Source organism: Marinobacter orientalis, from assembly GCF_004792665.1.
Classification (GTDB): Bacteria; Pseudomonadota; Gammaproteobacteria; order Pseudomonadales; family Oleiphilaceae; genus Marinobacter; species Marinobacter orientalis.
Map to the genome: position 1 here is coordinate 1178904 of NZ_SRZX01000001.1, position 14758 is coordinate 1193661.

A 14758-nucleotide genomic window follows, 5' to 3' on the forward strand; every position below is an offset into this window, starting at 1 on the left:
TCCGGATTAAAGGTCGCTGATGGATATTCTCACCCTTGTCGGGCTGGTGGCAGGCGTACTGATTGTTCTGCTCGCCATGCTGGCCAATGCCTCGATACTCACCTTTTTCAACCTGCCCGGGCTGGCGATCGTGCTGGGTGGCACCTTTGCCGTTACCCTGATCAAGTTTCGTCTGCCGTCCGTGATGAGCGCGTTCCGGCTGGCGTTTGCAGCGGCTTTTACCGAGCGGGTGGAGCGGCCAGCAGAGCTCATCCGGGAAGTAGGCACTCTGGCCCTGGTGGTGCGCAAAGAAGGCATTCTGGGCCTGGAAAACCACGCCACGGATAACGAATTCCTGCGTAAGGCTATTAACCTGTGTGTAGACGGGCATCCGCCGGAGCTGGTTGAGGAAGCGCTGTCCCAGGAAACCCAGCAGACAGCCGAGCGCTACGAGGTCTCGGAAAGGGTGTTTCGTGGTATCGGTGAATCCGCTCCGGCCATCGGCATGCTGGGTACGCTGGTGGGGCTGGTACAGATGCTCAATACCCTTGATGACCCCTCCTCTATCGGCCCCGCCATGGCCATTGCCCTGCTGACCACGCTTTACGGTGCCTTTATTGCCCAGCTGATTGCCCTGCCCCTGGCAGACAAGCTCCAGCTCAAGGCGGAGGACGAGGCGCGTAACCAGTTGCTGATTACCACGTCCATACGCAACATCATGCGCGGCGAAAATCCCCGGGTAATGACCGAGTTGCTGTCTTCCTTTGTGACCCCTGACCAGCGCACCAACCTTGCGCCGGAGCGGGAGGCGTAGATTTTGATCGTGCGCCAGCCGGCCAGAAAGAAAAAACAGGCCCGGGGCTCCCCGGCCTGGATTGTCACTTTTGCCGACCTGGCCACGCTGTTGCTGACGTTCTTTATCCTGTTGCTGTCCTTCGCGGAAATGGATATTGAAAAATACCGCGCCATGGCCAATTCCATGGCGGTTGCCTTTGGCAGCAACCAGGTACTTGGCGATGATATCGGCGGCTCACCCCTGACACTGATCGAGTCGGATACGGTGTCGCTGCCGGAGCCTCTGGATACGGATACCGATGAACCCGTGTTTATTGACGAGCGTGCGGAATCCGGTGCGCCCACCCGAATTCCCGCCGGCGTGATCGAGCTGACCAGCCGCATGATCCGGGAGCTGGAGGCGGAAGTCGCCTCGGATGCACTGAATGTCAATTACGATGAGAATCAGGTGGTCATCCGCTTTTCCGAGGAAGCCACCTTCCGTTCCGGCGAAGCGTCCATCAAGCCGGAGATGCTTCCCATCATCGACAGGGTTGTGGAGGTGCTGTCTGGCTGTACCGGTGATGTGCTGGTGGCCGGTTACACGGACGACCGCCCCATATCCAGTGGCCGCTACCGCTCCAACTGGGACCTGTCCGCCGCCCGCGCGGTTTCCGTGGTTCACGAACTGGTGTTGAACCGTCAGGTGCCGGCGGAACGGGTTGTGGCGGCGGGAAGGGCCGAAACCAATCCGCTGGCGCCTAACGACAGTGAGGAGAACCGTGCAAAAAACCGGCGAGTGGAGATCGCTATCCGCGACCCGCAGTGTGCTGACAGTCTGGCTACCGGTGAACTGCCTGTGGAAATTGTCCCGTAACGGTGCCTTATGCTTGCGGGGCAGCTTCTCATAGTCAATTCAACTAACTTCCCCGCGTCAGGATCTTTATACTGTGCGGTCCTAAGCGAATTCATTTGCCGAAAACAACAGGGCCATAGACATTATGAGCGGACCAGACAAGCCGAAAGTCATAGGTGAGGAGTGGAGTGATGAGCGGGTAAAGGGTTTTCTGGCGATTACTCCCTACGACAGCCGCATCAATGCCGACTTCAATGCCCTGATCAAGGCCTACCAGGCCATGATTGCCGAGGATTTCGAGCGTTTTGTCGGTTTCTTTGTCGAAGCGGGGCGGGATATCAATGCAGTGGACGAAAACGGTGAGACCATACTCGATCTGATTTCCCGGCATCGTCGCAGCACCGCCTATGCGGAAATACTCAAAAAGGCCGGAGCAAAAACGACGGCAGAGGCCGGGAACTGAGCCCGGCTCTGCCGTTACCGGTTTCGCCGGTTCACTGCACGTCTACCTCAATGGCTTTGGGTTCAGCCGGTTCGACTTTGGTCAGTGTCAGGGACAGGACACCATCCTTGAAATTGGCCCGAATGCTGTCTTCGTCCACGTTTTCCGGCAGGGTAAACCGACGCAGGAAGCTGCCATAAAAACGCTCAACGCGATGGTGCTTTTTGTCGTCGGTTTCTTCCTCGTGCTTGCGTTCACCCTGAATGCTCAGAACGCCGTCCTGCACAGTGACTTTCACATCGTCCTTTGACATGCCCGGAAGTTCGGCTTCGATGTTGAAGGCCTCCGGGGTTTCCTTGATATCCACTGCCGGCGTCCAGTCACTGCTGCTGAACAGGTCTTTACCTTCCCGTTCACTGTTGCCGCGTGCCAGGCCGAACAGCCGGTTATAACGATTCATCAGGTCATCAAGTTCATTGACCGGATTCCAGCGGGTTATGTTAGCCATACGAGACTCCTCCTGGAGAACTGAATTAACAGGTTTGTGTCAACTTCAATCGCGGAACAGCTCCATGCCGGTGGCGCCACCCGGATGGGTTTTTGGTGGACATCCGCTCTCTCTGACTGTGGGATCACCTGTTCAGTTTTCAATGGTCCCGGTGACGGAAATTTCCGCAACATCAAGCGGTGCACCAAACTGTTGCTGGAGGAAGGGCCGGAAGCGGGCCATGGTCGGGCCTTCCCGGTCTTGTCCGGGTTGCACGCCCCAACCGAAGCCGGGCAATGTGATGTTGTCGATGAACGGTGCGAGCAGCTCCGGATCGGCACTGATGATGTGCACGATGACATCCCGGCTGGCATTCCCGCCGGTGATCAGTGGCGCTGCCTGGTGGTCACCAAGCAGCACCAGCAGAGTCCGGTTGTCGACATGACGGGTCGCGTATCCGGTAGCCACGTTGAGGGCGTAATCCAGCGCACGGGTGTAGTGTTCTCTCACTCGCTCCGTATCCCGCCACAGGCTGGCCGGGGCTTCGCCGCTGTCTTTCCATTGATTGAATATTTCGCCGTCGCCGATGGCGTCCCAGTCATTCAGAACCGGCAGCACCGGTACCCATGGAGCATGACTGCTTATCAGTGCGAGTTCGGCAAACAGCGGTGTGCTGGCCTGATCCCGGATCCGGCGCTGGAACCAGGACCAGGTGTACTGGTCCGGCATGGTGACCCAGTTAAGCGCGGGGCCCCGGTAGTCCATGGTGGAGGAGTCGTAGATCCGGTTATAGCCAAACGCCCTACCTTCGGGCCAGGCGCGGGTGATCGCAGGCATCACGGCCACCGTGTGATGGCCGGTTGTGTCCATGTCATCAATCAGTGTGGGGAAGTCGCTCGCCAGGAAGATCTCGTAGTCCAGCTGGGTTTTGATCCATTGCCCACTGAGCAGGGTGGTGTGCGCCAGCCAGGACTGGCCACCCTGAACCGGTGAGCGGAGACGCCCGGTTACAATGTGCAGGCCTGCATCCGCCAACGCCTGCCCCATCTGATCCAGGCGGGCGCCAATCACTGGCCGGTAACGGGCATCGGTGACTGCTGAAATCCCGTAGGATTCGATAAAGCCCAGGATGACGTCGGTATTCGCCAGCCCTGTCAGGGGTGAGATCTGACCGGCACCGGGATTGTCTTCAAGGTGCTGCCGGAAAGCCTGCGTTGACTGGTGGGTATCTGCCGCCAGCTGAATCTGCGCTGCTGTCAGACGGGCGGCACTCAGTCCGACAGTGGACTGGGGTAGCCATGATACGGCGACCGCGATTATGCCTGCCACTGTCACCAGCTGGCCTGCTCTGGCCGGAGTTCCGCCGCCAAGCTGTGACAACAGCCTGGCAACATAGCCGCCAAGGACGGCAAAGACGATGGCCAGCGCGAGGATGATCAGCAGTGCCAGGCCGAGGCCCAGATTGCTCTTCATCAGGTCAAATACCGAGCCTGCAGTGCCCAGTTCCAGGTAGAGATTGAATGGCCGCCCGATGCTCTGGCGGACCAGCACATCGCTCAGGGCAAAGAAGGCCAGAACCGCGTACAGGGCGCCAATGGCCCCGGCAAGCAAGCGTTTGCCCCGCCCCCGTGGCCAAAGCGCAAAAAGGCCGGCCAGTAGCAGCGCATCAGCCGCAATCCACGGTATCCAGGGATAGCGTGGAAGCAGCAGCGCCACGAACAGGGCGTTGAGCAGGAGCGTGGTGGCGATCAGTCGTTTCAAGTCGTTCTCCGAGGGACAACCGGGTGTAATCGATCAGTGACGCAATCCTGCTCCCCCAATAGCTGTCCCTGTCAGCTTGCCAGGCAGCGGTATGAAGACTCGCGAGTGCCTGACGGTCCCGGCATAGCAGGTTGAGTTGCCGATGCTCCAGTTGGTCGGGGCCATGTTCGAGACAATGCCGGATAAGCGCTGCCGTCGTCTGTTTTTCGGGCCGGACTCTGGCCAGCTGTCTGTGCACTGCATTCATGGTGGGCAACAGTATGGCCTGTTGCACGTTCGACAGGCCAATACCTCCCGGTAGAAGCGGCATGCCGGCGCCTGCCTCCTGAATCATCTGCAGCGGCTCGCGGCTCTCCGGTGTTGCCAGTAAACCGGCGTTATCAACAGCAGATCCTGAGGACTTTGTCCCCAGTACCACTGACGTCTGCGCAGCCACCAGCAGGGGCAGGATAACGGGAAGTGACCACAGCGCCAGCAGTGGCGAGCCGATCCAGCCGGCGACGCCGCACCAGCCCAGTGCCAGTACGATTCCGGTCCGATGTTCATCGAGAGCCCGGCCCCACCCGGTTTCCTCCTGGCGGTTCTGCCCTGCCCAATGCACAGGAACATTGGTCAGCGCACAGACGACCGAACGGCTGTGGGCCAGCATTTTTATCGGGGCAAGCAGCAGGGAAACGACAGTTTCCAGCAGTGTGCTGGCTATCAGCCGGAGCCTGCCGCCAAACAGTGCGGATTGCCCGGTCACCAGAATATCGCCGATCGCGAGAAGTCGCGGCAGAAACAGCAGGCCCAGAGTGCTCAGGCCAAGCCCGACAGCCAGAGCTGCGCCACCAGCAAATGGCAGCGGTGCCGTGGTTTCCGGTTGTGGCGCATGACCGGCAGTGATCATGGTCAATATTACGAACAGCAGCCATAGCGGGGATGCCAGATAGGACATGATGCCGTTCACCAGGGCCATGCGATGGGTAAAACGAAGCGCGGGTGTGGTCATCAGTAACCATAGGTGCTGGAGATTGCCCCGCGTCCAGCGGTGATCACGGATCAGCTCGTCCTCCAGGGTTGGAGGAGACTCCTCGTAGCTTTGTGCCAGTGACGGTTCCAGCCATACTTCATAACCGGCCCTTCCCATATAGGCAGCCTCTACGAAATCGTGGCTGATGACCGGCCCCCCGAAAAGACCCGGCCCGGTCAGCTTGCGCAGGCCGCAGTGTTTCATGAACGCATCGACGCGGATGATGGCATTGTGGCCCCAGTAGACGGCATCTCCCATCTGGATGGCAGCGAGGCCGGAAGCAAACAGGGGGGAATAGACGCGACTGGCAAACTGTTGCAGGCGGGCAAACAGGGTTTCAGCGCCAACAATGATGGGGCTGGTCTGGACAATGCCCACTGCGGGCTCCCGCTCCATGAGCCGCACCAGCCGGACCAGGGTTTCTCCGCCCGCCAGGCTGTCGGCATCCAGCACAATCATGTAACGATAACGACGGCCCCAGCGACGCAGGAAATCTGCAATATTACCGCTTTTGTAGTTCAGACTGACGGTGCGCCGGCGATAGAACAGCCGGCCCTCCGCTTTCAGTTCCCGGCATAACGCCTGCCATGCCGCCTGCTCTGCCAGCCAGACTTCGGGGTCGCGGGTATCGGACAGGATATAGAAATCAAAGTGTTTTAAGCGCCCCTGGCGCTGCAGTTCCCGATAGACTTCCCGTAGTCCCGACAGGGTCCGCTCCACCGGCTCGTTGCAGATGGGAACGACGATAGCGGTAGGTGCAAGAGCAGTTTTGCAGAGCGATTCCTCAGTGTGACGTCTGGCCAGGCTGTATCTGTCTCCGCCCAGTCGCCGGATCACAAAGCCAAAAACAGCCGTCCAGCAACCCACGGCGATCCAGCCGTGGAGCAGGGTAAACAGGCCGATCAGCAGAAGGTTGGGCAGGTACCCGCTTTCGAGCGGCATTATCGAGGCCAGCGCAACAGTGGCGACAGCAGTCTGGCCGATCACCAGAGCCGCCAGTAGCGAACGCCGGAAGCAGGCCGCCGGACGCCAGCGTACGGCTGGCCGATCCCGCCCGGCGTCCGCGGCCTCGTCTTGGTGAGGCTGGCTAGCGGGCATTGGGCCAGTAGCCCATACTTTGCCGCTGCATCCGGGGTGCGGAGCGCGGCGTATCAGAGGCAGGAATATCGACATAGGCCGGCGCCAGTTCCAGGGCACGACCAACGTCATTCCCCCTGCCTTCTGACGCGACTGCGGATACCAGCGCCCTTGCCTGCCGCTGAAGGTCCGCAGACGGTTCGATGCCGCAGGCTGACAGATACGCAAGAACCCGTTCAAACAATGGTTGATGCAGTGGTGCTTTCATGACAGTGCCCCTGGTCAAAAGGTGAACATCAAAGGCAGATACGCTGGCACCGGCGGTTTCAGATCAGACCGCCGGATTAAATCCCGCTCAGGTATTCGTCCTTGAGCTTCACGTAATTACTGGCAGTGTAGCGGAAAAAGCTTTTCTCATTATCTGTAAGCGCCCGCGCCTGACGGCAGGGCGAACCCACGTACAGATGACCGGATTCCAGGGTTTTTCCCGGCGGCACCAGGCATCCGGCAGCGACAATCACCTCGTCTTCCACCACGGCGCCATCCATGATGATGCAACCCATGCCCACCAGTACCCGGCTGCCAACGGTACAGCCGTGCAACAGTGCCTTGTGGCCGATGGTAACGTCGTCACCAATGGTCAGCGGGCAGCCGCCGGGGTTGAAGTCGCTGGCGTGGGTGATGTGCAGCACCGACCCATCCTGGATGCTGCAGCGGTCACCGATGCGGATTTTGTGCATATCACCCCGCACCACCGTCATTGGCCAGATTGAAACATCGTCACCGGTGACGACATCTCCAATCACCACCGCACTGGGATCAATCCAGGCGCGTTGTCCGAATTGTGGCGTGTTACCCTTGTGTGTTCGTACATTCGACATTACATATACCCATATAGCGTTTACCCGAAAGCTCGGGGCACCTGTGGGGAGACCTTTCCAAAACTGTGCGGAGCCATGGATGGCGGAGCTCAAGCGCCACATGGATGTGCTTGAGCGTGTTTTGGAAAGGTCTCCCCACAGGTGCCTGACTCCGATGCCCAAATGTTAAGCTACCTGACAAATTAATAGCTGAGAAGGGGACTTATGAACAACCCGTTACTGACCGACGACCTGTTGCCAAGGTTTGACCATGTTCGCACCGAACACATGGAACCGGCAATCGACCAGATTCTCAGCGAAAATCGCATGAAGATCTCGCAAATAGCGCAGCAGGACGATCCCACGTGGGCAACCCTGGCGCAACCGATGCAGGCCACCGAGGACCGCCTCGAGCGTGCTTGGTCGGTGATTTCTCATCTGAACGGGGTGATGAACAATGATGATCTGCGCAAGGTGTACAAGAACTGCCTGGAAAAGCTCACCGAATACAGCACCGAGCTGAGCCAGAACGCAGAACTCTGCGAGGCCTACAAGAAGCTGGCGGCCAGTGACGAGTTTGGCGAACTGAACGAAGCCCAGCGCAAGTCGGTGGAAAATACGCTACGGGATTTCCATCTCGGTGGTGTCGATCTGCCGGCGGAGAAGAAAAAGCAGTACGCGGATCTTTCCATGGAGCTGTCGGAACTGTCCAACCGCTTCAGTGACAACGTACTGGATGCCACCCAGCACTGGTTCAAGCACATCACCGACGTGGAAGACCTGGCGGGCGTTCCCGAGTCTGCGCTTGAGGGTGCAAAACAGGCAGCGCAACAGAAGGATCTTGACGGCTATGTTATTACTCTGGACTTCCCCAGCTTCTATCCGGTACTGACCTATTGCGACAATCGCGAGCTGCGTCGTGAAGTCTATGAGGCATTCGCTACCCGGGCCTCCGACATGGGGCCCGATGCCGGTACCTGGGATAACACACCAGTGATGGCAGAGATTCTCAAGCGCCGTCACGCCATGGCAAAACTGCTTGGCTTCAACAACTACGCCGAGCGCTCCCTGGCTGCCAAAATGGCGCGCAGCGTCGACGAGGTGCTGGACTTCCTGAACCAGCTGGCGGCCAAGTCCAGGCCCATGGCCGAGCGGGAATTTGCCGAACTGAAGGCGTTTGCCAAAGACACCCACGATATCGAAGACCTGCAAGCCTGGGACATTGGCTACTACGGCGAGAAGCTGCGACACGACCGCTACGACATTTCCCCGGAAACCCTGCGCCCCTGGTTCCCCGTCGACAAAGTGGTGCCCGGACTGTTTGCCGTTGCCGAGAAACTGTTCGACGTTCAGATTGAAGCGAAACCCGAGGTGGAAACCTGGCATCCGGACGCCACGGCGTACTGCATCAGCCGTAACGGCGAGCCTCTGGCCTGGTTCTATCTTGACCTGTTCGCCCGCCAGGGCAAGCGTGGTGGCGCCTGGATGGCGGACTGCCGGGTACGTTGGCGCAACCTGCGCGGCCAGCTCCAGTTACCGGTGGCCTTCCTGACCTGTAACTTCACACCGCCGGTGAACGGCAAACCGTCGTTGCTGACCCACGACGAGGTGACCACCCTGTTCCACGAATTCGGCCATGGCCTGCATCACATGCTGACCCAGGTGGATGTGCTGGACGTGTCCGGTATCAACGGCGTGGCCTGGGACGCGGTGGAACTGCCGTCCCAGTTCCTGGAAAACTGGTGCTGGAACCCGGATTCCCTGGCCCTGATCGCTTCCCATTACGAAACCGGCGAGCCGTTGCCGGAGGATCTGCTGCAAAAGATGCTGGCGGCCAGGAACTTCCAGTCCGGCATGGCCATGGTGCGGCAACTGGAGTTCTCGCTGTTCGACTTCCGCCTGCACGCGGAATTTACCGACGAAGCACCCACCAACCCGCTGGAGATGCATCGCAAGGTGCGTAGCGAGATAGCAGTAGTGGAAGCACCGACGTTCAACCGCTTCCCCAACAGCTTCTCCCACATTTTCTCCGGCGGCTACGCCGCAGGCTATTACAGCTACAAGTGGGCCGAAGTACTGGCGGCGGATGCCTTCTCTCTGTTCGAAGAGCGCGGCATCTTCGACCCGGAAACCGGCAAGGCGTTTTTGCAGAACATCTTGGAAAAAGGCGGCTCGCAAGAGCCCATGGAGTTGTTCAAGGCATTCCGCGGGCGCGAGCCGGCAGTGGATGCATTGTTGAAGCAGAACGGCATTACGGATGAGGCTGCGTGAGTTGAATGGAAACCGGGTTTGTCGGATTACGGCCTGTGGCCTAATCCGACCTACGAAAGGCTCGAGTTCACGGTAGGTCGGATCAGGCGAAGCCGTAATCCGACAATCAAAGTCCTACAGGCGGAGTAACCCATGCCTACCCCAAAACGCTTCATCGCCGGCGCTGTCTGCCCCCGCTGTGCGGAGATGGACAAAATCATGATGTTCACCACCGACGACGATGACCAGGTCCGCGAATGCGTGGCCTGCGGTTTCACCGACGCGGTGTCCGACACGCCGCCAGCTCCGGCCAACCCGGAACTGCAAACCCGCGTCAACAAGCGCAGCAACGAGGACGACCACACCGTCAAGCAGGTGGTGTTCTTTTCTTCCGGGGACGACTGACTCTGGAGATTGCCCTCTTTTTGTAGCCTGCTGGTTGGGGGGCCTGGAGGGCGTCGTGGTGCTTTCTTCTGGGAAAAAGAACTCGCTTGCGCTCAGACACCTTTTTCCCGGCAGAAAGCACCCCAACACCCTCCGGTTTAAACCACAGGGATATCGCGGTAAGGAACAATCAAATAATGTGTCCCTGGCGCTATCTTTGGAGTTAGTTCGTGAGGGGGCAGGGGGATTTTTACTCGCCAGAAATGGGTGTCTGAGCGCAGCGAGTTCCATTTCAAGAGCAAAAACTCCCCCTGCCCCCTCGCAGCCCCCAATCCACGCAGGCTATGAACAGCAGGCAACTCCGAGCCTCAAAGAACCATAGCCGCCACCCAGCCAAAGCCCAGCAACGGCAGGTTGTAGTGCAGGAACGTCGGCACCACCGTGTCCCAGATGTGGTTGTGCTGGCCGTCGACGTTGAGGCCGGCAGTTGGGCCGAGGGTTGAATCGGAAGCCGGGGAACCGGCATCGCCCAGGGCGCCGGCGGTGCCTACCAGGGCCACGATCGCCAGGGGACTGAATCCCAGCTCCAGGGCCAGGGGTACGTACAGGGCTGCAATGATGGGGATGGTGGAAAACGACGAGCCGATACCCATGGTGATCAGCAGGCCCACCACCAGCATCAGCAATGCCGCCAGCGCCTTGTTGTCGCCGATGGTGGCAACCGAACCCTGCACCAGGGTGGCGATCTCGCCGGTTTCACGCATCACTTCGGCAAAACCGGAAGCGGCGATGATGATGAAGCCGATCATCGCCAGCATTTTCATGCCTTCGGTGAACAGGTCATCGGCCTCTTTCCATTTCACTACGCCGGACAGGTTGAACAGGACAAAGCCCGCCAGTGCACCGAGAATCATCGAACCCAGCCACAGCTGCACCACGAAGGCCGCCACAATGGCCACCAGAGCCATCAGCAGTGTGCCGCGGTTATATTTCACATCCACCCGTTCGGTACGGGCGATAGCGTCCAGGTTGTAGTGCCGGTCGCCGCGATAGCTGAAGAACACCGCCACCAGCAGGCCACAGAGCATGCCCAGGGCCGGCAGGGCCATGGCAGACATGACGTTGAGGCCGGTGGCATCGATGCCGTTCTCATCCACGTTTGCCAGCAGGATTTCATTAAGGTAGATGCCGCCAAATCCCACGGGCAGGAACATGTACGGGGTAATCAGGCCGAAGGTCAGTACACAGGCGACCAGGCGGCGGTCCATGTTCAGTCTGGCCATGACGTACAGCAGTGGCGGCACCACCAGCGGGATGAAGGCGATGTGGATTGGCAGGATGTTCTGGGACGACATGGCGATCGCCAGCAGCAGGCCGATGATCAGCAAACGGATACCGCCTGCGGCCTTGCCGTCATCCTGCCGACCCACCAGGGCCAGCGCTTTATCCGCCAGGGCGTGGGCGAGGCCGGATTTGCCGATGGCGACAGCGAATGCGCCGAGGGTGGCGTAGGCCAGGGCGACGGTGGCGCCACCTCCGAGGCCTTCGTTAAACGCGGCAATGGTAGCGTCCAGTGACAGGCCGCTGATCAGGCCGCCGGCGACGGCGCCGATGATAAGGGCAACAACAACATGGATGCGGCATAAACTCAGGACGAGCATGATCGCTACCGCAGCAACAACGGCATTCATGGCAGACTCCGGGACATCAGAAATGGCTTTTAGCGCCCTGCAGCAGGGGGCCGTTCAGGAAAGCGCGCTAATGTGCCGGAAATGGATGCTGCAGTCAAAGCCGGGATTGCCGTTACTCGTCGCCCACGTAGACAAAACGCGGAACCTGTTCGCCGGCCATTTCCACGGTTTCACGGAACATCGCCAGTGGTCTTACCCACAGGCTGTAATCACCGTAGAGGCAGCGGTAGACCACCATCTGCTCTTCGGTTTCGCTGTGCCGGGCCACACCGATGACGTCGTAGTCCATGCCCTTGTAGTGGCGGTATCGGCCAGGACGGAGTTCCGGTTTCTTGTCGGGCATTGTATGCTTCTCCAGAAATAGCCGATGACCACGTGTCTGTGCGGGGCGTTGTAGCGATTGATTGCTGGCTTTGTCAGTCTAGTTAGTTTTCGGGTTCCGGGACAGCGGCACCCTGACGGTTACCGCTTTTCAGCCTCAGTTCTTCAGCTTGTAACGACCTGGCCCGAGAAATATCACGGCAACCGCGATAAACAGGAAGAAACCCTGCAACTCCAGTGCCCAGCCTCCATTGTTTCCCAGAGCCATCAGCTCATGGCTGTGCACCAGTGCTATAGCGACCAGCATGTTGAAGGCAATGAGCAATGCACCAATGCGGGTCTGGTAGCCAAGGATGACCATCAGCGGCGCCAGTAACTCGCCGATCAGTACACCCCATGCGAAGAATGCCGGTATATTGTGGCTGGCCAGTTCCCCTTCTATGAAGCCGACGCCATGGAAAAGCTTGGCAACACCGTGAAACAGCAACAGGCCACCAAGAGTGAGGCGAACAATCAGTTTTCCAAGGTCTGCATTTTCCAGCAACGTCTTTCTCCCGTTGGGTAAGGATCACGGATAAGCGCGCAAGCTTAAACGGTTTCCGGCCAGACTCAAAGTTACAGGCCTGTTCCCAGGGAGAGACGTATGTGATTACGGACCAGCAGGTTTTCCCAGTAGTGTTTCATCCAGTCCCATGCAGCGTTCCTTGTCTGCTCCACGAATGGATCCAGATTCAGTTCGTAATAATCCGGCGTACCGGCAATCTGCAGGACGGTAACCGTGATTGAATGATCCAGTTCATTGGCGAAGGGTTCGCCGATCAGTTGATGGGCAAGCAGGTTGGCTCTGGTTGCCTCTACATCCACCAGTTCGCCGGCACGGGTTGAGCGATTGTTTTCGTACATCTCCTCCATCAGACGATGGCAGAGGTAGGCGCGGATGAGCAGCCCGTCAAGGCCATCGTAACGCACCAGCAGTACGGAGGGCTGGGTGAAATAGCCGATGGCGGCGTTTACGAAGGGTGCAAAAAGCTCTGCCTTGCCGGCTTCCCTGGCGCAGGCTTCCACACACTCGATCAGCCGCGGGGCCATTTCAATGTACTCGACAGCAAACTGAAACAGGCAGGTGGCAGGCTGATAGCCCTCGATCGTGATTGTGGCAGGCAATGACGCCGCCCTCTCCCGCATCTGCTCGAGAAAGGTGCCGGAGCGGGCTTCCTGCCTGCGTGCCTGGTCAATAATGTCGAGAACAACCTTTGGAGTCATTTCAGGAGATGCCGGTCTCTGAACGGATTGGGGTCGCAAGGCGCCTCCCCTTATACACGTGGGGTCATCAGGATCACTGGGAAGCGGCTGGCCACCGCAACATGCCTGCTTTTCCCACAAGTGTAGACGAGTTTTGGCAGGCTGCTGTGGCGTCCACATTAAAACCTGAGCAGGCTGCTGGCGAACTGGTTGCGCCGGGCGCTTACTGTTCCGAAAACCAGCGATCATGTCGCGAATGGCTCACAAAAAGCAGTCCCATGGTGATCGCCCGTGCCAGCATCAGGCAGATCAGGGAGAACCAGAGTCCGTGGTTGCCCCAGCCTGTGGTCAGCCACCACACCGGCAGAAACACCACCAGAGCGGAGAACAGCATGGTGTTCTGCATGTCCCGGGTACGGGTGGCGCCAATGAAAACGCCGTCCAGCAGAAAGCCCCACACCGAAGCCAGTGGCAGCATCCACAGCCAGGGCAAATAGACCCGGGCGGTGGTGCGCACTTCTTCTATGCCTGTCAGCAGGCTGATCATGAAGCCTCCACCAAGTACAAATGCCACCGTAAACAGTATCGACCCCCACAAGGACCAGCGGAAAGCCACCCGGAACACCTGACCGAACTGCTGGCGGCTGTTTTTCCCTACAGCTTCGCCAATCAGTGCCTCGGCGGCATTGGCAAAGCCATCCAGGCCATTGGATATTACCAGCAGAAAAGTAATCAGTACCGCGTTGGCCGCCAGTATGGTGTCGCCCTGCCGTGCTCCCTGGGCGGTAAAAAACGCCAGTACCAGAAGCAGGGCGATCGTACGCACCATGATGTAACGGTTGACCTGCAGTATTCTCAGGTAGTCGCTCAGCTGGCCGAACAGTTTACGGCTGAAGCCCTGGCCGGCCGGCATCCGCAGCAGCACCATACGGAAGCCGATGGCCGCTGCTGAATATTCGGCCATAACCGTAGCCATGGCGACACCGCGGCTATTCCAGCCGAAGCCGGTGACAAACAGTATGTCCAGAATAATGTTGAGCCCGTTAGCCGCGATCAGCATGACCATCGGTCCCCTGGGCAGCTGGGTGCCGATCAGCCAGCCTACCAGGGTGTACTGGCAGAGCACCGCCGGGGCACTCCAGATCCGGATGCTGGCGTATTCCGCGGCAAGCGTTGCAACCCGTTCACTGGGGTTCATCAGCTCCAGACCCAGGCGGATCAGGGGCTGGTGGAGCAGAATCAGCAACAGCCCGATTCCGCTAGCGAGCAATATTGAGCGCAGTAACAGCGCAATCTGCGCGAATTCATCGCGTTTTCCCCAGGCCTGGGCTGCAAGGCCCGTTGTACCCATGCGCATGAAGCCGAAGGTCCAGTACAGAATGCTGAACAGGTTTGCGCCGACGGCAACGGCACCCAGGTATTCCGGCGTGTTGAGATGACCGAGCACCGCGGTATCCACCAGTCCCAGAAGCGGCACAGTGAGGTTTGTAAGCATCAGGGGCCAGGCCAGCGCCCAGAGCCGACGGTCGGTGGTGGCCAGTTGCGGGGACGATTCCACGAGGTTGGAAAAAGTTCCTTCTTTTGATGGATTAATGGCTACCGGACTTTCGCATTTTTTTGAT

General features: G+C 59.0%; 15 protein-coding genes. 5 read left to right on the forward strand and 10 right to left on the reverse strand.

The window, feature by feature from the left end:
* Window positions 1-19: 19 nt before the first annotated feature.
* From DIT72_RS05540 to DIT72_RS05550, 3 genes are all read left to right on the forward strand, one after another.
* Entirely contained in the window at window positions 20-793 is a 774-nt protein-coding gene (locus DIT72_RS05540) for a motility protein A (protein WP_135954168.1), read from the forward strand.
* Between the two features lie 3 nt (window positions 794-796).
* Window positions 797-1630 (forward strand): flagellar motor protein MotB, encoded by an 834-nt coding sequence (locus DIT72_RS05545; protein WP_211578552.1) that lies wholly within the window; start codon window positions 797-799, stop codon window positions 1628-1630.
* A gap of 124 nt (window positions 1631-1754) precedes the next feature.
* The gene (locus tag DIT72_RS05550; RefSeq protein WP_135954170.1) at window positions 1755-2072 is read left to right on the forward strand and encodes a PA4642 family protein; all 318 of its coding nucleotides are present in this window, start codon (window positions 1755-1757) and stop codon (window positions 2070-2072) included.
* A 31-nt stretch (window positions 2073-2103) separates the two neighbouring features.
* Here DIT72_RS05550 and DIT72_RS05555 read toward each other — a convergent pair whose 3' ends face one another.
* The 5 genes from DIT72_RS05555 to DIT72_RS05575 all read right to left on the reverse strand — a co-directional run bounded on the left by DIT72_RS05555 (window position 2104) and on the right by DIT72_RS05575 (window position 7269).
* On the reverse strand, window positions 2104-2559 hold the full coding sequence (locus DIT72_RS05555) for an Hsp20/alpha crystallin family protein (RefSeq protein ID WP_135954171.1): 456 nt from the start codon (window positions 2557-2559) through the stop codon (window positions 2104-2106).
* Between the two features lie 132 nt (window positions 2560-2691).
* The gene (locus DIT72_RS05560) at window positions 2692-4299 is read right to left on the reverse strand and encodes an alkaline phosphatase family protein (RefSeq protein ID WP_135954172.1); all 1608 of its coding nucleotides are present in this window, start codon (window positions 4297-4299) and stop codon (window positions 2692-2694) included.
* Window positions 4205-6409 carry a glucans biosynthesis glucosyltransferase MdoH gene (gene mdoH, locus DIT72_RS05565; RefSeq protein ID WP_135954173.1) on the reverse strand — a complete coding sequence of 735 codons (2205 nt, stop codon included), beginning with the start codon at window positions 6407-6409 and terminating at the stop codon, window positions 4205-4207. The genes DIT72_RS05560 and mdoH overlap by 95 nt, the downstream gene beginning before the upstream one ends.
* Entirely contained in the window at window positions 6399-6656 is a 258-nt protein-coding gene (locus DIT72_RS05570) for a hypothetical protein (protein WP_135954174.1), read from the reverse strand. The genes mdoH and DIT72_RS05570 overlap by 11 nt, the downstream gene beginning before the upstream one ends.
* Before the next feature lie 76 nt (window positions 6657-6732).
* Window positions 6733-7269 (reverse strand): gamma carbonic anhydrase family protein, encoded by a 537-nt coding sequence (locus DIT72_RS05575; RefSeq protein ID WP_135954175.1) that lies wholly within the window; start codon window positions 7267-7269, stop codon window positions 6733-6735.
* A gap of 204 nt (window positions 7270-7473) precedes the next feature.
* Here DIT72_RS05575 and prlC point away from each other — a divergent pair, with 204 nt between their 5' ends.
* Window positions 7474-9519, forward strand: a complete 2046-nt coding sequence (prlC, locus tag DIT72_RS05580; RefSeq protein WP_135954176.1) for an oligopeptidase A — start codon at window positions 7474-7476, stop codon at window positions 9517-9519.
* Window positions 9520-9651: 132 nt separating this feature from the next.
* The gene (locus DIT72_RS05585; RefSeq protein ID WP_135954177.1) at window positions 9652-9903 is read left to right on the forward strand and encodes a YheV family putative zinc ribbon protein; all 252 of its coding nucleotides are present in this window, start codon (window positions 9652-9654) and stop codon (window positions 9901-9903) included.
* Window positions 9904-10250: 347 nt separating this feature from the next.
* On the opposite strand, the gene DIT72_RS05590 is transcribed toward DIT72_RS05585, so the two are convergent.
* The 5 genes from DIT72_RS05590 to DIT72_RS05610 form a co-directional block, all read right to left on the reverse strand.
* On the reverse strand, window positions 10251-11573 hold the full coding sequence (locus tag DIT72_RS05590; protein WP_135954178.1) for a Na+/H+ antiporter family protein: 1323 nt from the start codon (window positions 11571-11573) through the stop codon (window positions 10251-10253).
* 112 nt (window positions 11574-11685) lie between these two features.
* A complete protein-coding gene (locus DIT72_RS05595) occupies window positions 11686-11916 on the reverse strand; it encodes a DUF1653 domain-containing protein (protein ID WP_135954179.1) in 231 nt (76 codons plus the stop codon).
* A gap of 135 nt (window positions 11917-12051) precedes the next feature.
* Entirely contained in the window at window positions 12052-12438 is a 387-nt protein-coding gene (locus DIT72_RS05600) for a DoxX family protein (RefSeq protein ID WP_135954180.1), read from the reverse strand.
* 71 nt (window positions 12439-12509) lie between these two features.
* Complete coding sequence (locus DIT72_RS05605; RefSeq protein WP_135954181.1) at window positions 12510-13157, reverse strand: hypothetical protein; 648 nt, start codon at window positions 13155-13157, stop codon at window positions 12510-12512.
* 202 nt (window positions 13158-13359) lie between these two features.
* Window positions 13360-14631 (reverse strand): MATE family efflux transporter, encoded by a 1272-nt coding sequence (locus DIT72_RS05610; RefSeq protein WP_169449997.1) that lies wholly within the window; start codon window positions 14629-14631, stop codon window positions 13360-13362.
* Window positions 14632-14758 lie beyond the last annotated feature (127 nt).